This window comes from Myxococcales bacterium (assembly GCA_016716835.1).
In the GTDB taxonomy this organism is placed as follows: Bacteria; Myxococcota_A; Polyangia; order Haliangiales; family Haliangiaceae; genus JADJUW01.
In genome coordinates this window covers 259,918-281,057 of sequence record JADJUW010000002.1, presented here as the reverse complement: position 1 = coordinate 281,057, position 21,140 = coordinate 259,918, and the positions used below count along the sequence as shown (strand labels likewise).

The following is a 21,140-nucleotide window of genomic DNA, read 5'->3' as shown; positions in this document are numbered from 1 at the left end:
CACATTTGGAGCAACTCATCGAGTCAACCAGGCAATGCCATTGGGTTTTCCGCCGAGAGCAATTTCGGAGCTGACGGTATGTGTGGCCACGTCGACCACCAGTACGTTTCCTCCTTCTTCATCGGTGACAAAAGCTCTTTCACCACTTGGCTCAAAAACAATTCCATGTGGCTTAATCCCAGCGGAAAATTCGCCCAGCTTGGCGTGGGTGTCGGGATGAAAGTACGCAACGACGTTTCGATCTTCCACTGCTACCCAGAGCTCTTGCGCGTTGGGTGTGAGTACGGCTTGCCCGGGGACTCCTTCCGGATCAACTGTGTGGGAGTCGAGAGTGACTGAGGCGTCTTCCACAAGATGTTTTACTTGCTTGCCGCCCTCGACAGAGACGTAATAGTTGCCGCCACCAGAGGCCCATGCCGCCACGGGGGTTGTGCCAACATCAAACGTCGCCGTGGTTGCTTTCGACGCAAGGTCAAACAGTGCAATGCGGCCCGCACCTGACTCTGCGACGAGCACCGTACCGGTGGACGTTGGCGTTACTTCAAGGGGCATTTCAAATCCCATGGCCTCAAAGACTTGTGAAAATGTCGTTGCGTCAAAACCCACAATCATGCCGTGTTCCATCATGCCCAGCACGATGGTATTGCCGTCGCTCGAAAACGCCGCGTTGTGCGCCGTTGCATCGATAGAAATCACATCCGTGATTTCGCGAGAATCAAGGCTGAGTTGGTACACGATGGTACTTTCAGCGCCACCGCCATGACCACCCGTTCCACCGTGGCCGCCTGAAAGATCTCCGCTCAAAGCCGTGATGAGTACGCGGGACTTATCTGGTGACACACCAACATGGTGGGGGTTCATGTCGCTCATCACCGGCAAGGACTCAACTACCTGCAACGTCGCAGGGTCGATGATCGATATGGTGCTATTGCCACCATTGGCTATCAAAATGGCGGGGCTTGGAATCGATTCGAAGATTCCACCGCCAGCGTCGGCCATGTGGCTGGAACAACTGGCCGCAGCTAGGGTGAGAACGACGGCGAGGGGGTGAGAAAAACGTTGCATGGGCTCCTTGAAAATCCGCGAGGTCGTGGAATGCCTAAATAGGCCACGGGGCGCCAGGGCGTGACAGCCTAATTGGCGTTTTTGCTAAAAAGTGAATGGGCAGCGCCGCCCAGCGGCGGTGGTTTTGCAGGCCAAGGCGTGGCGTTGTACCGGACGGCGCCGGAATCGGCTGGTGCGTACAGGAACTCGATTTCGGGAAGAACCTCAAAAAGTCTTCACGAATTCTCGATAGGCGAGATCCGCCGTAAAAGTCCAGGTACCGTGCCCGATACAAAGCCCAAAGCGAGCCCTCCCAGGCCTGTGTAGCCAACACACGAGCATCCCATGGCGCCAATTAACAAAGCGAGGCTAGACGCCGAAACCCAAAACATAGGTCCTGCACGACGCTGATTGCCCATACCGGCTACCACCAAACCTGAAACAACGCCGCCCAAGGCGCAGGCCGGCACACACCACGTACTACAGCCATGCATGCCACACGAATGTACATAGTTTGCACTAAGCGCGAAAACCAGCGGAACAATGCCCGCGACAATTCCTGGCAGAACGGCCTTCTGAGGCTCACGGCCGAACCAAAGCATGGTCAATCCTGCAAGGAATGCCGCGGCGCCGAACGCCATTGCTGAGGCTGGTCGATGCGTGAAGAGAGTTGCGACCGCTACAATACCAAGGACTGGCACCATACCGAGTGCGGCTCGACGCAAACGGGAAAACTCGTACGTCAACCGAACCCGTTTTTGAAGCTGTGCAATTTCAATCGAGCCCATAAAGCCTCCTGAATGATTTTCGCAGTCGATCGAGCGCCCGCTCACGCCGTTTGCGCAACGTCGCCCCTGACACAGAAGCAGCCTCGTCCCAGTAGGTTGCGATGAGCACTTCTTGGTCAGAGGCTGACAGCGTACCCAGTGCGGTGGTCGCCGCCGCCGTCAACGTGGTGGCAATCAATTGCGCTTGCGGATTATCGCTGGCAATGACGTCAACAGCTTCAGCGCTTTCTCGACGTCGGGTATGTTTGCGTAAAATAGTTCGACATTCCCAGCCAGCAATGGCGAGTGCCCATGGCATGGCCGGGCGGGCTTTGTCGTAGTCGGGGGCGCGGTCAAGAATTTTGCACATGGCCTCTTGGGCGGCATCTGCCGCGTCAGCATTGTTCTTAAGTACTCCTTCGCAAAACTTCAAAACAGGTCCCCAGAGGAGCTCGAATACGCGCCCAAAAGACGTGCGATCTCCAGACGCAAGTTGCGCCATCAGATCATCCAGTTCTTGGTTGCCAGCTGACATGGGCAATTATTTTTGTCCGTCAGGCCGCGAACAGCCCTATGTGCGGAAATGAAGGCTTCAGGTTCATCCGTGTCCTCTCATTTGTCTAGGCCGCTTAATCAGGAAGTGTGACAGCTCTTTCATCAGATTCCCGAAAAACTTGCCTCAGCTTGGGATTTCGCCGCTCTCGGTCCCCAACTGCCGCACCTCAATGCACCCTAACCGGCATCGCCTTGCCGACGTATCTCAAGTGGGTGCGCGAGGCTTGGCTGCGGCGACACGCCCGGCAGCTCGACCTTCGCGACTTTGCCGCCCCTTGCCCGGGTACGCAGTGTCTGGTGCAACAGGCCCTCTGTATTTACGGCCCCCGCGCCCATCGCGAGACCATGGGGCTCGGCTGCGACGGCACGCGGCAAAACAAGTGGTGCATGCCAGAAGTTGGTCCATTTCACCGCCACCGCTGAGTTGCCGACGATCTCCAGCCATTTCGTTGCCAACCGTGACCGCATGACGTCCAGCGGCTGGTCCTGTCGTTATTGACGCTGGCTGACCGTGATCCATTTTCACCAGAAAAATTTCGGCCGCGCTCGGTCTTAAGCGGGAACCCGGAACTGGTACCGACTTCTACCTGCCCCATGCCGTGGGAACGAGGACCGCCTCGGCCAGTAACAAATCGATCGCCCTCGCTGCAAATGTCTAGTCGTCTTTGAAGCGCACGTTGGTAGAGGTGAAAGACCATCGATTTGGCCTCCAATTGGCTTGCCGCTGAGCGCACCACGCTAAACGTAATCTGATGGATAAGCCGATGAACCTGTCGCCAACCGCACGGCAAGGGCGCACCTGTCCCGCCCTAATGATCCTACACAAGTCCGGTAGTAGGCCGGGTCGTATTGTGATCCAACGACGGCATGACATCGTTGGGCAATGAGATCTTGTTGGCTGGCGAATTTGAAGGCGCCGAGTTGGAAGATCCACGGAGTATCTAAATTTACTCGCAAGATGGCGTCTTGTCGCAGTGGTAAACTACGTCGGATCTGAACCCCGTGGGGGCCTGACGATTTTAAGATTGCGAGTACTGATGATTTGCTCGTCGAGGACTTTGTATCCCCGACCTTGGCCCCCAATTGGGCCTCGCGCCACCAGACGTCATTTGCCCGACGGGTACGCTTGAAATGTGGAACTGTGTTTCTGTCGAAACTTCTTCATATCTGGCTCCCTGGGCTTCCCCGGGACGCCAGGTCACTACCTTAACTAGCCGTCAAGTTTATAGGGTCCACTTCTCACTACCATGCACGTGTGTTTGCTACGATAGCGGTTCCGGGTCGCGTAAAGGCTCAAACAACGACTCGCAATAACCTTAGACCATTGGCAACCACCAGTAAACTTGCACCCATGTCTGCGAAAACGGCCATCCACATTGACGCGCTGCCAAACACAGCTAACACCAGAAACACAAACTTGATGCCAAGAGCGAGGGAAATATTTTGCCAGAGAATGGCATGGGTGCGTTGCGACAGCCGTATTACCTCTGGAATGCGACGCAAGTCATCATTCATAATAACAATATCCGCTGCCTCCATTGCGGTGTCAGTTCCAGCACCACCCATGGCAATGCCAAGATCTGCTTGCGCCAGAGCAGGAGCATCATTGATACCGTCTCCAACCATCGCGGTCATCCCGTGACGTTTCTGGAACGACTTGATAGCGTCGAGCTTGTCTTGCGGCAATAAATTACCTCGTGCCTCGCTGATGTTGGCAACAGAAGCAATGGCAGTCGCTGTCAGTTGATTGTCTCCCGTCAACATGACTGGCATAACCCCGAGCGTGCGAAGCGAGGCCACGGCTTCGCGTGACGAATCTTTGATGGTGTCGGCAACTGCAAAGAACCCAAGCGCCTGAGCCGACGACGCAAGCAGCGTAACTGTGCGACCTTGGCTTTCGTGTTTTTTAAGCTCAGCTTCGAGCGCGGTCGAACACTGCCCGCGCTCCTCAATCAAACGGTGGTTTCCTAGGACGTAATTCACGCCGTCTATCTTCGCTTGTACACCGCGACCAGCAAGTGCTTTGAATTCTGAGACGGTTGACGTTTCCGCTACAAGACCGCCGGCGATGGCTCTCGAAACCGGATGATCTGACTGCCCTGACAACGACGCTGCAACGACCTTCACCCGGGCAGCGTCCATAGAGTTGACCTCCAAAGCTTCCCAATGTACTAATTTTGGTTTTCCTTCGGTGATCGTGCCCGTTTTATCGAGTGCGATGACTTTCAATTTGCGTGTGTTCTCGAGATGAATACCGCCCTTAATCAAAATGCCGCGCCTAGCGGCTGTTGCGAGACCACTGACTATAGTCACAGGCGTGGAAATCACCAATGCGCAGGGACAGGCGATGACTAAGAGCACAAGTGCTTTGTAGATTGCCTGCAACCACGTCCACTCGAGCAGCCACGGCCCCGTTAGTGCAATAAATACTGCAATAGCAAATACCGATGGCGTGTAAATCTGCGCGAACTTATCGACAAACCCTTGTGTGGGAGCACGCCTTCCCTGTGCTTCTTCAACGGCGTGAATAATTCGGGCAAGAGTTGAGTTCGAAGCCAATGCTGTAACTTCTACCTCTATAGCGCCGTTTTCGTTGATGGTGCCAGCGAACACCATATCGCCCTCTTTTTTTTCAACCGGAAGGCTTTCGCCAGTCACGGGTGCTTGGTTGATGCTTGTCGTGCCTACGATAATTTTCCCATCCATAGGCACGCGCTCACCTGGGCGAATACGCACAATCGTTCCAACGGCAACATTGGCGACGGGCACGGCACGCCATTGACCGGCTGCATCTTTCACCGATGCTTCTTCTGGCGCCATCGCCAGCAGGGTTTTGATTGAGTTTCGGGCTCTATCGACCGCTCGTGCCTCGATGGCTTCTGCAATCGCATACAGCGCCATCACCATGGCGCCTTCTGGCCATTGGCCAATGATGAATGCGCCAGTCACCGCCACGGTCATGAGCGCGCTGATGTTGAGGCGACCGCGCACAAGTGCAGCCCAACCTTTTTTGTAAACATCAAAACCAGCAAACCAAATAGCCGATGCCGCTACTCCGAAACCTGCAGCCTTCCAAGCCATGTCATCTGGTGCGAAATAGCCGATGGCCTCAGCTCCTATGGCAAGGCAAAGCGCAGTCACCAGTTTGCCGATGTTAGAAATACTAGCATTTGGTTGCGCTGAGGCGTTCGATGTCTCTGGCTGTTCCACAACCGGCTGCGGCTTGAATCCTGCCTTCCTCATGGCCGCAAGCGTCATCTCGATGGTCGCCGCATCAGCGTCGATGCCCATTGTTCGTGCAGACAGCTGAAACGAGAGCCCGCGAACGCCAGGCACGGTGTCTATCGCGCGACGAATCTCAGCCTCCTCGCTAGCGCAATCCATATTTTCGACCCGGAAGTACTTTTGTGAACTCATACGTTCTCCTAAACATGGAACTGTTGACCTATCAGGTCCTTACTTCGCGCGTTTCCGGGAAATCGCGGCTGAAAGTGTTTTAGCCTTATTCATGTGCTGCACTCGTTTCAGCCGGCGGCGCATTCCGATAGATAAACGCGTAGACCGTCGGCAATACAAACAGCGTCAAAAACGTGGCGCTGAGTAGGCCGCCAATAACAACAGTTGCGAGCGGCCGTTGCACCTCGCCGCCGGCACTCGACGAGAACGCCATGGGGATAAAGCCCAAGGCGGCCACAGCCGCGGTCATCACCACAGCCCGCAAGCGCGATTCGGCACCCTCGCGCGCCGCCTCTTGGGGCGTCCTGCCTTGATCGCGCAGCTTGTTGATCGTGGTCAGCAAGACGACGCCGTTGAGCACCGCAATGCCAAACAACGCAATAAACCCAATCGCGGCGCTAATCGAGAACGGCATGCCGCGCAGCGCCAGCAAGAAAACGCCGCCAACCGCCGCAAATGGCACGTTTAGATAAATGAGCAACGCCGGCTTTAGCTGGCCAAATGCCATATAGAGCAAGATAAAGATGAGCACCAGCGCCATCGGCACCGCTACTGCGAGGCGTTCCGTTGCGGCCGTTAAGTTTTCAAACTGCCCGCCCCACTGCACAACATAACCCGGCGGCATCTTCACCTCGCTACGCACGCGCGCCTGCGCGTCGCCAACGAACGACGCCAAATCGCGGCCGCGCACGTTTGCCTCAACGCTGGTGCGGCGTCTCACCGCCTCGCGGCTTACGCTGGCAGGCGAATCAACGATTTGAATGCTGGCAATCTGCCCGAGTGGCACCAATGGGCCGCTCTCGCCGCTGACTGGCAAATTTCGCACCTGGTCGATATCGTCGCGCAATGCCGACGGCAACCTAACTTGCAGGCGAAAGCGGCGCTCGCCTTCGTAGACATCGCCAACCCCGCGGCCACCTAGCACCTCAATGGCATCGAGCGCATCGCGTACCGATATGCCATAGCGCGACGCCGCCGCACGATCGACGGTGACCTCAAGTGTTGGCAAGCCGGCGAGCTGCTCACCGCGCACGTCACTGGCACCCGGAATTTCACGCACCACCGCTTGTACCTGGGCACCAACGCGTTCCAGCGTCGCCAGATCGTCGCCGTAGATGGTAATTGCCACATCTGATCGCGTGCCACTGATAAGCTCGGCCATGCGCAACTCAATGGGCTGTGAAAAAGAAAAGCCTAGCCCCGGAAGAGCCTCTTTAAATCGTTCCGACATGCGCGCCACCAGCCCTTCCCTAGTACTGGCGGTCTTCCACTCGCTCTGTGGCTTGAGCATAATAATTGAGTCAGATAGCTCGACGCCCATCGGATCGGTCGCAATTTCCGCGCGCCCAGTTTTGGAGACCACGGTCACCACCTCAGGAAATTCGCGCAAGACTTTCTCAAACCGCGTAGCGCTCCGCACGCTTTCCTCTAACGACACGCTTGGCAACCGCAACACCTGAATCGCGAGCGCGCCTTCATCGAGCCGCGGGATAAATTCTGCGCCCATGCGCGTCGTCACGATGCCAGTGACCACAAGCAAGCCAAGTGACACGCCGATAACTTTTTTAGGCATGAGCATGAGCGGCGCTAGCATGCGCGGATATACCCTATGCAACAGACGAGCCACGAACGGCTCTTTTTCTTCGGTGTGCTGACGCATAAACGTCGCGACGAGCACTGGCACAAATGTTAGCGACGCCACTACCGCGCCGATCAATGCAAACAACACGGTGATCGCCATAGGCTTGAACATTTTCCTTCAATGCCAGCCAGCGTTAAGATCGGCACGTAGACCAGCACGATGATGGCTTGGCCAAACAGCGCCGCCTTGCTGACATCGAGGGTTGAGCCGAGTACGCTTTTGCTCGCTTCGGCGTATGTCAAGGGTCGCCCTTTGCCGCGTGCGGCGGCCGCGAGATACACCACGGCATTTTCAACGACGATCACGGAACCGTCAACCACGATGCCAAAGTCAATCGCGCCAAGGCTCATGAGATTGCCACTGACACCCAGCGCCTTCATGGCTGTGAACGCAACCAGCATCGAGAAGGGAATCGCGGCGGCGACAATGAGCCCTCCGCGCACGCTACCAAGCAATAGAAACAGCACGGCGATGACAAACAGCGCGCCTTCTGCCAAGTTTTTCGCAACCGTCGAAATGGTTCGATTTACCAGCTCTGAGCGATCATAAAATACGTCAAATCGCACGCCAGGCGGCAGCGACGGCGCAATTTGCGCAATCTTGTCTTTCACGTTTTCGACCACCTCGCGGCCGTTGGCACCAACCAACATCATGACGATGCCGGTCACAACCTCGCCGCGTCCATCGCGCGTGACTGCGCCCTGACGAATCATCGGCGCAAGGTGAACACGCGCCACGTCGCGCACGCGCACCGGCACACCGTCGTCGCGCGTCTCAATGAGCACGTCACCAATTTCATCGAGACTCTGAATGCGACCTTCGCCACGCACCAGGAGCTGTTCGCCTGAGCGCACGAGATAGCCGCCACCCGCAGTGGCATTGTTGCGTTCGAGAGCCTCGAATAAATTATTGAGTGATATTTTTAGCGCGCGCAGCCGATCTGGCAACACCTCTACTTCATACGTCTTAAGCTCGCCACCAAACGAGTTCACCTCGACTACCCCTGGCACCGAGCGCAACTCATAGGCAACAAACCAATCGAGCACTGTGCGCAACTCCATCGGCGTGTAACACGCTTCGGTGTCGGGCTGTCCCGCGGCACACATAGTGTCGGCGCGCACCTCAAACTGAAAAATCTCGCCGAGGCCAGAGCTGAGCGGCCCAAGCTCAGGCGATGCGCCTGCGGGCAAGCGTTCGCGAGCCTGCGTTAGGCGCTCGGAAATAAGTTGGCGCGCGCGTAGTAAATCCGTGCCTTCTTGAAAGACCACGGTCACAGCCGATAGCCCAAACCGCGAGACGCTGCGAATTTGCTCGACGCCAGGCAGGCCACTCATAGATGACTCGACCGGAAACGTAATCGTGCGCTCGACGTCTACCGGGCCAAGTGCCGGCACGTTGGTTAAGACTTGCACCTGGACGTTGGTGATGTCGGGCACGGCATCGATCGGTAACTGCTGTGCGCTGCGGATCCCTATGGCCGCGACCATCACCACAAACGTAAAGACCAGCAATCGCCACTTAAGACAAAATTCGAGAAGTGTTTTCATGGCAAATTCCTTAGTGCGCGTGGCCTTCGGATAGCTCGCCGGTGCTTGCCGCGCTCTTGAGCGTAAATGCCCCGCTGACGGCGAGCGAGTCGCCTTCTTTTAGCCCGGAGACAAGCTCGAACAAACCGCCCGCGCGGCGCCCCAGCGCAACTGGCTGTGGCCTAAACGTATTTGGCTCATCTGCGGGCACAAACACCACCGTTTGACCTTCAATGGTGGCTACGGCATCTGCGGGCACGACGAGTACGCGCTCATCGGCACTTCCACCCAAGAGTTCAATGCTACCAAACAGCCCGCTGCGCAAGCGCGCATCTGGCGCAGTTAGCGTAACGCGTATAGGCAATGCCCGCGTCGATTCATCGAGCGCAGGCGCAATATAGGAAATCGTGCCAGCCATGGAAAGCTCGGGAAATGCATGCAATCGCACGACCACGGCAGATCCTGCGACAAGCCGGCTCAACTCAAGCTCGGGCACATTGCCTCGCACCCAAACCTTGGTTGGATCTGTGACGATAAAGGCAGGTTCGTCAGGCGTTGCGGTCTCGCCAAGGGTACCGTTGACGGCAACGACCACACCGTCGATCGGCGAGGTCAGCGCTAATTCTCCCGCACTGCCGGAACCAAACACAGAAAGCTGTCGCCGCACGCCTTCGACTTCCGCTTTTAGCTCGGCGACTAGCGACTCAGCGGCAATCACATCGCGTTGCGCACCGATGCCTTCAGTGGATAGTTGTTGTTGGCGTTTCAGCGTCGCCTCTGCCGCGGTAAGCCGTGCCCGCGCTTGGCCGAGCTGCGCGCGCGCGGTCGAAACATCGCTCGAGGCGACGATGCCCAAGAGCTGACGACGCTTAACGCGATCGCCAAGCGCCACCGCAACGCGCGTAATGCGACCTGGCACCAGCGGACTTACATGCGCGGTGCTGCTCGGCTCAAATTGAATTTCTGCTGGAATCGCCAAGCCGCCTATTAGCGCACGGCGCTCGATCACTGCCACGCGGATGCCAGCGCGCTCAAGGGCCTCGGCGGAGACGCGAATTTCCCCTTCGTGCTCATCTTCCCCCTCGCCTTCACTTTCTTTGTGGCCTTCTTCCTTATGGCCTTCCTCTTTGTGGCCTTCTTCATGGCCTTCCTCTTTGTGGCCGCCTTTTTCGTCAGCATGCTCGTCCGGTTTGTCTGCCGACTTACCGCACGCGACACACAAGAAAATGATGAATAGTGAGTGTACGAAGCGAATCATGGGTTGCTCTCCTGGTGATGATCGTCGCGCCACAAATCAACGCCGACCACTCGTTCGAGGCTGGCCAAGGCGACAAAGTAATCAAGTTGTGCGGCAAGCGCGTCGCTCTGAATGCGCAGGAACCGCTCGCGGCCAGTTGATAGCGCGAGAATGTCGATTTCTCCCAGTTCAAACGAGCGGCGAAGCAACGCTAGGTTTTCTTCGAATCGCGGCAAAATATCAGTGCCGTAGGCTCGCATACGACTAGCGGCCGCCACCACGGCGCTACGCGCTTCGGCAATTTGGCCGTCGAGCAGACGCGACATCGCCGATAACTCAGCCTCGGCAATGGTGGCATCGGCGCGCGCATGTGCGCGTTCGCCCTGGTTGCGCTGAAAACTTGGAATCTCAAGCGAGATAACACCTAACAACGTAACCAAATCCGTTTCATTTGCAACGCCACCTTCGCGGCGGTACTGCACGCCAAGCGATGGCCGCGGCCAAACGTCGCGCTTGGCCATCGCGACCCGCGCCTGCGCCTCGCTAACACGCGCCGCACCTGTGCGCAGGCTTGGCAACTGCCCACGCGCCACCTCAAGCAGGCGTTCATATGCTGGCGGCTCCGTCGGCGTATCGACGCTGCCGCCCGGCATGGGCGGCGTCGCCACCGGCCACCCCGCGAGTTGTGCCAGTCGAATTCGCGCCGCTAAAAATGCTTGCTGTTCGGCGACCAAAACTTGTCGCGCTTGCGCCACTTCGGCTTGGGCTAGGCGCAACGCAAGCGGCGCGGCTTCACCAGCGCGTATCTGACTCTCAACAACGCGCAGCACCTCCGCTTGAAATTCCACCACGCGTTCCGCCAAGCGCACACGCGCTTGTTCGACGAGTGCCTGATGAAACGCGGCATGAATGTCGCAGTGAACAAACCAACGAATTTCTTCGATTTCGGCGTCGGTTAGCTCACCCATGCGATCGGCCGCGTCAAGTCGCAAGCCGCGCACGCCGGAGATCTGGATTGGCTGCATGAGAGAAATTTCGACATCGTTGCCAAACTCCGCAGAGCTGCGCAAGGAACCCACGGCCACGGTAAGTTCGGGATTGCCCGGCAACAGCGGCAATGCTGCCGCTCGCGCCGCTTCTGCCCGTGAACGCGTGCTGCGCGCCACGGCGAGCACGGGTGAGTGCACGTCTGCATAGGCAAAAATGCCGCCGAGCGATACCTCTCCGCTTGCGGCAGGATCGGGCACTGGCGCCGCATGCTCTGGATGCCCATCATCGGCACTACCTTCGACAACGTCGCGCAAATGAGGAGGTGGCGTTTCTGCACGATCAGCACTGCCGCGCATATTTGAAGAACGTGCACACGCGCCAACCAGCAGCGAGCATGCGATCACAAGCAACTTGCTACTATGACCAGTAGTAATAAACGACAAACAGATCGAATTAAATGTAGCCATATGGAGCCTCATTGCCAAAAGTAGGTAAGCGCGTGTTCTGCGCCGACATGAATCGCATCAAGCGCCGCCGTGCCTGTCTGATGCGGCAACAACAGCGCGATAATAAGCAAAGCAAATGCCACGGGAAACGCCGAGATGCTGCGATGGCAACAGCGCGTCGGCGCATGCTCGGCGAACGCAAACAGCATCCCAATCCGAAATTTGAGGACCGCGGTCTCACGCGCACCAAGCGCCACCAACTCGCGAACACTCGGCCGCGCCGCGCGCACAATAGCCTCTGCGAGCGACAGTGGAGAAGCACCGCGTATCACCGCTTCGCGATCACAATGCACCTCGCGCGCGGCATACCAACGCGTCGCATGTGGCGCCAATAAAAAACGGCTACATGGATTTATCGCCAGCGCGAGGTTAAGAATGAAGTAGCGCAGTGGATCGCGCGACCGGACGTGCTCGCCTTCATGCCCCAGCGCGCTAGCAAGCATGGCATCTGAAATGCTCGCTGCATACGCTAGACCAATGACTATGGTTGGCCGAATTAGTCCTGTTGTGCTCAGCGAGAACCCATGCACGTCGACAATTCGTATGCGCCCTTGCAAGTCGTTCAGCTCCGCATGCGTCTGAACAATACCCTCAAGACGTCGCGCCAGCTCTGCGGCTTCGGGCACGAGCGAGGCGCGCGGGGCGGCGTGGCGTTCCATAGTGGCAACACCAAGTCCCACCACCACTAGCGCAAGCGTCAAGGCAAACAACCCCGGCTCAAAGCACAGCTCTGCGGTATGATGATCAAACAGACACGCGAGCACCGACTCGCCGGCCTCGGCCTGATGCAAGCCCGCAGAAAGAAACCACGCTAGCGGCAGGATGCTCGCAGCTGTGAGGACAACATACCGCGCGGCCAAGCCGTGCAATGGGCCGCGTGCCTCATGGCGCTCCAGCAACATGAGCGCGGCCTTGGCAACTAAGGCACATGCTGGCAATACCAACAACATCACGATGGCCGCACCCAGCAATGGAAATGCCACCTCGCTCACGTCTCAAGCTCCTCGCGACGCTGCGAGATAAGTGCCTCAAGCTCATCGAGCTCGCCCGCCGATGCCTCTGAGACTTTTTCGGCCAGCATGGCTAAGGCCTGGTGGCTACCTACGGCCTCATTGAGCACGGTGCGCGCCGTTGCTTCTAAGAATTGCTCGCGGGTTAATTTGGGCGAATAGCGATAGCGCTTGCCATCGCGCTCACGCGATAGCAACCCTTTTTCGTAAAGGCGTCCAACCGTCGTCATCACGGTGGTGTAAGCAATCCCTCGCTTTTTTTCGAGCACGGTGAGCACATCGAGTACGGCGAATGCCGTTAACTGCTTGCTCCACACAATGTCCATGATAGCGGCTTCCAGATCATGGAGCCGCAGCTCTAACCCTTTTTTCCCTGAACGCAGGCGAAATGTCACAGCCAGATTCTCCTTTGTCGTGCCATCTACTATTACATGTAGTAGGTTATTGCAGTGGACTTGTCAACTCTGATAACGTTCAGTAAATGCGACAACTTCCCAAAACCGTTGTGATCGCAATTTATGGCCTCGCGATAGCGCTCAGCGGCTGTGAATCGGACCATCATGGCGCAGCTGATGCTGACGATTGAACTCTCAATCACAAATGCGTTTACAGATCTACATGGTTAGTGTGGGAGTTTGCTTGAACAATTTGATTCGCCGTATATATTTTTTTGACATCGACAGCTTTGGGAAATCCTTGCACTCGGCTCGAGACCAACAGTAAAAGTGCCATAATCGTCGGTGCGAGTGTGTAAGCGCTGTAATTTACTGGTCCCAACTTATCGAATCCAATTCTAAAGGTCCCATCGGCGTCAACACCGACTACGTAGGGCGACAAACTTCTTGGGCTCGGATGCGCATACAAACTTGAGTAAGGGTAGATTACCGCATAGATCAACTCAAACCCCACATCAGGGCGAGGTGTTTGCAAAATAGGATCCCAGTGAGCAGCTACTTCCTTGGTTAACTCCAGTAAATTTGGCAATTTTTTGCCGGGTAGCGATGCAAGTTCATCCATTTGCGTCTGGTCAAGCTGAGGCTTACCTATCTCGTTTAGGCGCTTGTGGGTCTTTACTCGATAGAAGGTGTCGTCGTCGACCCAGCGTTTGCAATGAGTCGTGGGGTCGATTGCAATCCAGGAAAATTGGATTAGATGTTCGAAAAGTCGGCGAGTGAGAACAAACGCGTCCTGTTCCCTTCTCGGTGCGTCCGCACCTGCAAGAGAAATCAGAGACAGCGCACAGCTCACCGCACTGAAAACCATCGCTGGTGCAACGATCTCCCAGTTGTACAGCTCACGAGGCTGCGGTTGCATCGAGCTTTTCCCATGGTACGGTCCCGGCGCCAGTGATATCAACTGTCCGAGTCGATGCATTGCGTCAGCGATTTCGACACTAGCGGTGGCATCAGGAGAGGCGAACTTTTTCGGCGACGGCGCAGCACAAGGGGTGCTTTGCATCTCATCAACGATTGCATGACATCTCTTGTATTTCCTGCCAGAACCACAGTGGCATGGACCATTCCTGGATAAACTAGGCAAATGCTATTTCCGCTTGCCGGGCCGAGGTGATTGATTGGTGGGCTTAAGCGAAGTATTCTGCTTGCTTGCTTGCGACTGAACCGCGGACGGCGAGCGCTCAAGCTTTAGTCCAATGACTCGCGTAGGAGTGTTTCCACGGGCCAGACGATCTAGCGCTGCTCTGTCAGTTGCCGTCCATTCTTTCCCGCTGTTTTTTGGTTTTGCCATGGTTCGAACTCCTTTTGTTCTTTTTTAGTTTAATTGCGATGCCTCGGTGTTGCCAACAAAATTTTTCGAGGGAGATCTGCAACCAACTCTCGGTCGAGCAGTGGTTTCTAGGAAGGTGCGAGCCGAGAACGCCAGTCCCACGACACGCGTCGTCGCCGTTGTCTAGTAAGGCAGACATCGTCTACGTTGACTCTCAACCTTACGCCGTGGGTTCCGCGGTTGTCTGGTAAACACCTCTTCGTTTTCGACGGCGCGTGGCAGGTCTACGCACCGCGCCAGCCGCACCGAGTGTTTTACTGAGATGGTTCCCGCGCCATTCGAGAGACGACGTGGCTCGGCCGCGCTGGCCATAGGCAAACTACGTCGTTCGTACCCTGGTGTTGGACGTATAGCTGTGGCCGCTGGTTCGCCCAGACGATTAACGGCGTCGTAGTTGCGGGCGCGGGTCGCCCGGATCCAATTTCACCAGAAAAATTTCGGCCGCGCTCGGTCTCCATCTACAATCGGGAACCGATACCGACTTCTACCAGAGCCATGCAGCTGCGGGACGTAGGAACCAACCCGGTCCACGATGGCTAGAGGTAAGGCTAACCATCGTGTTGCCATTGGCTGCTCGCCCCAAGATGTCAGGGCTGTCGGAAGCACGCATGGCAGGCCCCACGCTGCTAGGTTGCTAGTTCTGCTAAGTACTCTCGTTTCACGCGCCAAATGACCCGACGTTGTAGCCGAGCTAGCAAACCTAGCAACCTAGCACCGGCCCTTCATTCGCCGCGGCTGTCCACGTCGATACGAATGGTCCAAGCCTTCTTCGCGCCGCGCTGAACCGCCCACCCGTGTTCAACGAGCACCTTCATCGCCGCATCGCGCACCGACGCCGTGCGTGTAGCGATTGGGCCGTAATGCAAGGTGTCTTCAGAGGTGACCTCGGTCAGTTTTTTCTTCTTGCACCACGCCAAAATGCCGAGCGCGTTGCGGACCGCTTCGGGCAAGGCTGTCTCCTCCGTCTCAGCCAACGTGCAGTCCATGTAGTACATGACGATTTTCGTTGCCCGGACGATCGCATCCTCGGGGATCTCGTTTGCGTACGGGTTCTCGAACAGCGTAAGTACGCCGGCAATGCGGATGACTTGCTCAGCTGCTTTGCTGGCCCAAGGCTTGATCGTCGCATACTTGTCGACAATGCCCGCCTCGAACATGTCGTACACGCGAATCCACTCCGACGTCGCTGCTTCAGAGAGACCAATAGTCCGTGGCTTCAGCTCCCCGGTGGACTTGCCGGCCGTCGGATACGGCAGACCAAACAATGTATTAACTGCGTTGTAGTAGAATTCAACTTCCGGAGAGGTCATTGCATCCTTGCGTTTGTAGATCCGTGTGCCCGCCATCGCCTTTGCCTTGCAGACTAGAGTTCGAGCCAAGAACCCTTGACCTGACAACAGCGAATTCCCAAATACCCGGTTGGCAATGATGCCTTGCACCATTAGGTGAGAGGAGAACCGTCGGTTGCGATAGACTTGAGGTACTTCGCTGGCTCGCACGCGTTCCCCGCTTCCGTTGTCCCACAGCTTACTCAAGCCGGAAATAGCCCCCATTGCATGCTCTTTCCCCATACTAAACCCGCCAAAGAACTGACCTCCTTCATCTGAGAAAAGGCCCAGGGACGAGGCGCCAGCTAGGAATTCTTTGTGGACAGATTCCAAAGTTGGCTCAGCCATAACCAGTATGCCGCTTGGTGGAAATTCGGGGCGTTTGCCAAGTTGCTTCAGAGCCGCTACATCGCTTTCATGGTCAGACTTTTTTCCCTTGCCAATTCTGGAAACGTTGTTGTCATAAATACGCATACGCTGCTCGATGTCGGCGCGCTCAATTCTGCGCCGCTCACACTGCACCGCCTCATACTCGCGATGCGGAACTAGAACGAGGTTATCGACAGCGCTCTTACGCTCTCCTGATTCGGCGATGGTGAGAAACCACAACGACAGCGGGTAGGTTCGTCCATCTAGTTCAACGTTGGCGTGAGGCTGGCATGCCAAGGCGGCGGCGGCCAGGATTGAGGTTCCGCAGACACCAGGATCGGCCTGGATACACTCTGCCGCCACCTTAGCGGCAGCCCCCAGCACCGGCCCCAGCGCATCAAGCGGAAACAATGGAAGCGTGGTCCCTACGCGAGTCAGCGGCCGTGGCAAGCATGTGTCAACTTCGGCAACTTCGATGGTCTCTGACATGGCCGCTCCCCCTCTAAGTTGAGGTGTGGATTTGGAAATTTCAATCAACTGCTTTTTCGTTCCACCAGCTTCCACCCAGTCGCTGATGTCGCCTTTTTCTGCAAGTCCCGGCAATCGAACGATCTTTACATACGCAGCCACATTGACCAGCGACGCGTAAACAGCCGTTGCGAACTTCTCGCCCGCCTCGTCATTGTCGGGGATAATTATGACCGTGCGATCGGTGAACCAAGCTGCCAGTTCGTCGCGCCACGCCGACGCCCCTCCCATAACGGTGGTGCCCAGCAGCCCCAGTGCGCACACTGTGTCCGCGTCCTTCTCACCCTCGACTATGATGATAGGCTTCTTGGAGTTTTGGCCGTACCACTCCGGGAGGCGATACGGAACGCGTGTGATGCTTTTCATGTTGTTAATCCAGCCGTCCTTCCCATCGGGACGGCGTTGCCAGAAGGACTTGGGCTCGGAGCGAACCGCTTGGTAGAGCAGCGTGCCGTTCACGTCGCAATAGTCATAGGTCGCAACGATTGGGCTGCTCGACGCCGCGCCGAAGCCCTGCTTCTTCGACGGCGCTTTGCTGGCTTCGCGGGCAGACTCGTTGTCGACCGCGGCAAGAATGTCTTCAAATTCGCAATGAGCGTGGCATTTCAATAGCAGCTTGCCTCCTGCGCCCTCCGCGATGCTCAGACTGGCCGTACGGTCGTCGTGACTCGGACAGCGCGCCATCCAACCACCTGATGCCGTCGGCTTACCCATCAACACCGCGGCGACTGCCTCCGCCGTAAGCATTTCTTCGCGACTCATTGAGCACCTCCGCTGGTGGCGCGCGCAGCAACCAGCTCGCCCACCAGTTCTTGGATTTCTGCTTCGGTTTTACCGGCGACCTTGGCCTCGACGACCTGATCGACTTCAGCTTCCACCCACGCCACGGCGCGGGCGCCGATTCCGACGGGCGGCGGGAAGAGGCGTTTACCTACTTGGTCGTAGATCCACGATCGGCACATCGGCACCTTTTCTAGAAGGTCGCCGATCCGCAGCAACGTAAACTTTTTGCTGCTCGAAGCGGGGTTGTGAGGAGGGGGGCTAATTGGGTCGTTGTTTTTCAACATGCATCCAACATGACGACTGTTGCGACCATGCAAAACCGGGAGGAGGCCCCCCTCCCCCCTGACTAGTTGCGGCTAAGCGTTCGTTTTATTGGCGCAAATTCTCGCGAAATATTTTTCTCATCGTCGGTCCTTGTGAGGACTTTCAGAATACCGTCAGCCCCGATCGGGTTATTTCTCAAGGTTCGTGCCGCCTCCAAAATCTTGTATTCAAGTTCCGCGGCGAGTTTTTCAGAGGCTTGGGTATAGCTTTGATAGGGAGGCTTCCCCTGCTTGTCGAGCTGCTTCATTTTCTGATCAAACCGAACCCAAATGAAAGCATATGCCTTGGCCGTCAAGGCCTTGGTTTGCCGGCCCCCTTGGGCGCCGCTTAGGGCGCTTGCCTGCGCGCTTGCAAGCGCAATTGCTAGCGAATCCGCGTCACGCATGTAGAGACTGGCAAGCAGTGCCTCAGTGAGGTAGGTCGCCAAAGTTAGCGTCTTGCCCACTGAGGGCAAGCCCGTGTCGAACTCCACCAGCACCGCCGCGATTCGCTCCAAGGCAAATACTCTCAACACCTCTTTGCGGTCTTTTGGTGCAAGCTTCGGAAGGTCGTCTTCGGTCTTGCTCTGGCACCGGTCGATAAAGATCAACCAGGACCGTAGCTCATCAAAACGGCTCTCTTCTGCCGCGCTTCCGAGATAAATGCCAGGCGTTAGCATAGACGCTATCAACGTCCGCCACCTCGTGGCCTCCGCAACTAAGGCATTTGATTCTGCGTCTTGCCCAAGGATGGCTTTGCCAACGATAATCGCTCGACTGCGAATCTCGGCGAGGGGGTTATCGCGGTATGCCTTGAAAAAACTTGGGCCTCTCAAGGCCTTTACGACATCAAACCTTTTCAGAGGGCTCGACGGTGCCGCTGGAGCATGCTTCATGGTTTGCCACCCCTTAACTCATCCAGATAGTCCGCCCACCGCTGCATCATCGCTGTGCGGTCATCGATTCGCTCAACCCGATTGTAGGTTGCGCTCATCGGGCCGGGGATTTCGCGACCTAGCTGAAGCTCAACTAGCTCTCCTTCGCATCTAAGCACCTCATTCATCATGGTGCGTGCGCTTGCTCGGAAACCATGGGCTACGTGCTCATCGCCGCTAAACCCCATTCGCCGCAATGCGCTATTAAACGTGTTCTCGCTCAGAATTTTATCTCCGAGCCGCGAACCAAGGACGTATGTTCTATCGCCCGTCATATCGCGAAGTTGCGTCAATATCTCAACCGCCTGCCTAGCAAGGGGCACGACAAGTTCCCGTTTCTCTTTCCTCTGGGTCGCGAAAAGGCTCCATTGCCGGGCTTCGAAGTCGATGGCCGTCCATCGCATGGTTCTCAACTCCGTTGGCCGAACAAAGAACAACGCCAGCAACTGCAACCCATGGCGGGTGATCGCATCGCCGCTATAAGCGTCTATGGCTCGTAATAGCTGCCCAAAGCGGGCGGGCTTGATAATTGCAGGTTGGTGCCTAACGGTCTCGGCCTTCATGAGCCGCCGGAGAGGTTGAAATGGATTGAGTTTTAATACCGATTTAGCAATCGCGTAGTCGGCAATGGCGACGCAATGCTGCAGCATGCGCCGCGCGGTGTGGTGCTTGCCCCTGGCCTCGATGCGTTTGAGCGGTTGGAGCGCAACTGATGCGGATATTGAGGCAATTGGCAGGTGACCAAGGGAGGGAAAGATGAGATTGGTGAGGTTGTCTAGCCGCTGCTTGGCCGTCCTCGGCTTGAGGCCTGCCGCATTGGTTTCGCACCATTCAAGCGCCACGGCTTTGAAGGTATTGGCCCCTTCCACCCTGGCCTGCTTCTTCTCGGCTGCTGGATCGCCGCCCTTGGCCAGCGACACCTTAACCTCAGCCAGCGCGGTCCGGGCATCGGCGAGTGACACCACGGGGTAATCGCCCAGCTTGTACCAGTGCTGCTTGCCGTATTTTGTATAGCGATGGCGCCAGACCTTCTTGGCGGAGGGCAACACCTCCAAAACCAGGCCGCCTGGTTCCCACAAAAGGTACCTAGCCTGCTTTGGCTTTGCTGCTTCCACCTCTTTTACGGTGAATGGCTTATCGGCGGGCCGCAGCGGCTTTTTGAGCGGTTTGGGTGATTTAGGTATACGGGAAGGCTTGCCCACCTCTCGTATACTAGCCGGTATACCTAAAAGGTCCTAGATGTACCTGAACAGCCACGGATGCCGGCGGGCCTGCCTGGATTGGGCATCATTTCAACTTATTGAATTTTATAGCTTTAATGGACAGCCTTGTTCAGTAACGGACAAAGCAGCTGCTCCGGGGAGAGGGTTCGAACCTCCGACCAGGCGGTTAACAGCCGCCTGCTCTACCACTGAGCTACCCCGGAAGACCCACCGATGGTGGACCGCCAAATTGCTCGAAAGCCGGGGGGTTGTCAAGGCCGCGGGGCGGGCGGGCGCAGGGGTTTTGGCGTTTTGGGGGCGGTCTCGGCGGCCGTGTGGCGGCGGCCTGTGCTTGCCGACAAACGGGAGTAGAGTTGGCGACAGAGGCCCTATGAAAATCGATATCGGCATTGAAGAACGCAAACGCAAAGAAATCGCCCACGGCTTGTCGCGCGTGCTGGCCGACAGCTACACGCTGTATCTCAAGACCCACAATTTTCACTGGAACGTCACCGGCCCCATGTTTCAGACGCTGCATCTCATGTTTGAGACGCACTACAACGAGCTGGCGCTGGCGGTGGACCTCATTGCCGAGCGCATCCGCGCGCTTGGGTTTCCGGCACCGGGTACCTACAAGCAATTCGGCGAGCTGTCCGCGATCAAAGAAGATAGCGGCGTGCCCAAGGCCACCGACATGATCAAAAAGCTCGTCTCCGGCCATGAAACTGTCGCCCGCACCGCGCGCGAGGTGTTTAAGATCGCCGAAGAAGTCAGTGACCAACCCACCTGCGACTTGCTCACCCAGCGCATGCAGACCCACGAAAAAACCGCGTGGATGCTGCGCAGCCTGCTCGCCTAACCGCCGCACCCGCATGGCCAAGCCCGCGCCGAGCGCGCCCATTTACTTTGTGTACCTGCTGCGCTGCGCCGACAAGACGCTCTACACCGGCATCGCGCGCGATGTCGCCAAGCGCCTCGCCGAGCACAACGCGGGCAAGGGCGCCAAGTATACGCGCGGCCGCGGACCGCTACGCCTGCTCGCCACGGCTGCATGCGCCGATCGGGCCTCGGCGCAGCGACTCGAAGCCGCGGTGAAAGCGCAGCCTCGGGCACAAAAACTCGCGTTTCTTCGCGCGCAGGGCGCCGCGCTTGCCACAAGGCGGTAAACTAGTGGG

14 protein-coding genes, 1 tRNA gene and 1 pseudogene are annotated in these 21,140 nt (G+C 57.0%); 2 read left to right on the top strand and 14 right to left on the bottom strand.

All coding sequences use genetic code 11. The annotated features are described in order from the left end of the window. Positions 1-15 precede the first annotated feature (15 nt). From IPL79_16050 to IPL79_15985, 14 genes and pseudogenes are all read right to left on the bottom strand, one after another. The gene (locus IPL79_16050; GenBank protein ID MBK9072489.1) at positions 16-1,065 is read right to left on the bottom strand and encodes a hypothetical protein; all 1,050 of its coding nucleotides are present in this window, start codon (positions 1,063-1,065) and stop codon (positions 16-18) included. Positions 1,066-1,818: 753 nt separating this feature from the next. Further along, on the bottom strand, positions 1,819-2,346 hold the full coding sequence (locus IPL79_16045) for a sigma-70 family RNA polymerase sigma factor (GenBank protein MBK9072488.1): 528 nt from the start codon (positions 2,344-2,346) through the stop codon (positions 1,819-1,821). Between the two features lie 1,313 nt (positions 2,347-3,659). Beyond that, positions 3,660-5,750, bottom strand: a complete 2,091-nt coding sequence (locus IPL79_16040; protein ID MBK9072487.1) for a heavy metal translocating P-type ATPase — start codon at positions 5,748-5,750, stop codon at positions 3,660-3,662. Positions 5,751-5,868: 118 nt separating this feature from the next. Continuing rightward, positions 5,869-9,011, bottom strand: a pseudogene (locus IPL79_16035) (efflux RND transporter permease subunit). Between the two features lie 10 nt (positions 9,012-9,021). After that, entirely contained in the window at positions 9,022-10,248 is a 1,227-nt protein-coding gene (locus IPL79_16030) for an efflux RND transporter periplasmic adaptor subunit (GenBank protein ID MBK9072486.1), read from the bottom strand. After that, on the bottom strand, positions 10,245-11,573 hold the full coding sequence (locus IPL79_16025) for a TolC family protein (protein ID MBK9072485.1): 1,329 nt from the start codon (positions 11,571-11,573) through the stop codon (positions 10,245-10,247). The genes IPL79_16030 and IPL79_16025 overlap by 4 nt, the downstream gene beginning before the upstream one ends. A gap of 119 nt (positions 11,574-11,692) precedes the next feature. Next, on the bottom strand, positions 11,693-12,715 hold the full coding sequence (locus IPL79_16020; protein ID MBK9072484.1) for a hypothetical protein: 1,023 nt from the start codon (positions 12,713-12,715) through the stop codon (positions 11,693-11,695). Beyond that, positions 12,712-13,128, bottom strand: coding sequence for a BlaI/MecI/CopY family transcriptional regulator (locus IPL79_16015; protein ID MBK9072483.1), 417 nt, complete (start codon positions 13,126-13,128; stop codon positions 12,712-12,714). The genes IPL79_16020 and IPL79_16015 overlap by 4 nt, the downstream gene beginning before the upstream one ends. Before the next feature lie 211 nt (positions 13,129-13,339). Beyond that, positions 13,340-14,272: an SEC-C domain-containing protein gene (locus tag IPL79_16010; GenBank protein ID MBK9072482.1), complete on the bottom strand. Its 933-nt coding sequence runs from the start codon at positions 14,270-14,272 to the stop codon at positions 13,340-13,342. Between the two features lie 968 nt (positions 14,273-15,240). Then, positions 15,241-17,505 (bottom strand): DUF3987 domain-containing protein, encoded by a 2,265-nt coding sequence (locus IPL79_16005; protein ID MBK9072481.1) that lies wholly within the window; start codon positions 17,503-17,505, stop codon positions 15,241-15,243. After that, complete coding sequence (locus IPL79_16000) at positions 17,502-17,810, bottom strand: AlpA family phage regulatory protein (protein ID MBK9072480.1); 309 nt, start codon at positions 17,808-17,810, stop codon at positions 17,502-17,504. Before IPL79_16000 ends, IPL79_16005 begins: the two co-directional genes overlap by 4 nt. Positions 17,811-17,872: 62 nt before the next feature. Then, positions 17,873-18,724: a hypothetical protein gene (locus IPL79_15995; protein ID MBK9072479.1), complete on the bottom strand. Its 852-nt coding sequence runs from the start codon at positions 18,722-18,724 to the stop codon at positions 17,873-17,875. Further along, a complete protein-coding gene (locus tag IPL79_15990; GenBank protein ID MBK9072478.1) occupies positions 18,721-19,965 on the bottom strand; it encodes an integrase arm-type DNA-binding domain-containing protein in 1,245 nt (414 codons plus the stop codon). Before IPL79_15990 ends, IPL79_15995 begins: the two co-directional genes overlap by 4 nt. A gap of 152 nt (positions 19,966-20,117) precedes the next feature. After that, positions 20,118-20,189 (bottom strand) — tRNA-Asn (locus tag IPL79_15985). A gap of 167 nt (positions 20,190-20,356) precedes the next feature. Here IPL79_15985 and IPL79_15980 point away from each other — a divergent pair. After that, positions 20,357-20,824: a DNA starvation/stationary phase protection protein gene (locus IPL79_15980; protein MBK9072477.1), complete on the top strand. Its 468-nt coding sequence runs from the start codon at positions 20,357-20,359 to the stop codon at positions 20,822-20,824. A gap of 13 nt (positions 20,825-20,837) precedes the next feature. Then, a complete protein-coding gene (locus IPL79_15975; GenBank protein ID MBK9072476.1) occupies positions 20,838-21,131 on the top strand; it encodes a GIY-YIG nuclease family protein in 294 nt (97 codons plus the stop codon). Positions 21,132-21,140 lie beyond the last annotated feature (9 nt).

Bases quoted from the DNA above. Each gene is read 5' to 3' on its own strand.
- IPL79_16030 (MBK9072486.1), bottom strand. From the start codon at position 10,248: ATGATTCGCTTCGTACACTCACTATTCATCATTTTCTTGTGTGTCGCG.
- IPL79_16025 (MBK9072485.1), bottom strand. From the start codon at position 11,573: ATGCGCGGCAGTGCTGATCGTGCAGAAACGCCACCTCCTCATTTGCGC.
- IPL79_16045 (MBK9072488.1), bottom strand. From the start codon at position 2,346: ATGTCAGCTGGCAACCAAGAACTGGATGATCTGATGGCGCAACTTGCG.
- IPL79_16050 (MBK9072489.1), bottom strand. From the start codon at position 1,065: ATGCAACGTTTTTCTCACCCCCTCGCCGTCGTTCTCACCCTAGCTGCG.
- IPL79_16000 (MBK9072480.1), bottom strand. From the start codon at position 17,810: ATGTTGAAAAACAACGACCCAATTAGCCCCCCTCCTCACAACCCCGCT.
- IPL79_15995 (MBK9072479.1), bottom strand. From the start codon at position 18,724: ATGAAGCATGCTCCAGCGGCACCGTCGAGCCCTCTGAAAAGGTTTGAT.
- IPL79_15980 (MBK9072477.1), top strand. From the start codon at position 20,357: ATGAAAATCGATATCGGCATTGAAGAACGCAAACGCAAAGAAATCGCC.
- IPL79_16005 (MBK9072481.1), bottom strand. From the start codon at position 17,505: ATGAGTCGCGAAGAAATGCTTACGGCGGAGGCAGTCGCCGCGGTGTTG.
- IPL79_15975 (MBK9072476.1), top strand. From the start codon at position 20,838: ATGGCCAAGCCCGCGCCGAGCGCGCCCATTTACTTTGTGTACCTGCTG.
- IPL79_16040 (MBK9072487.1), bottom strand. From the start codon at position 5,750: ATGGATTGCGCTAGCGAGGAGGCTGAGATTCGTCGCGCGATAGACACC.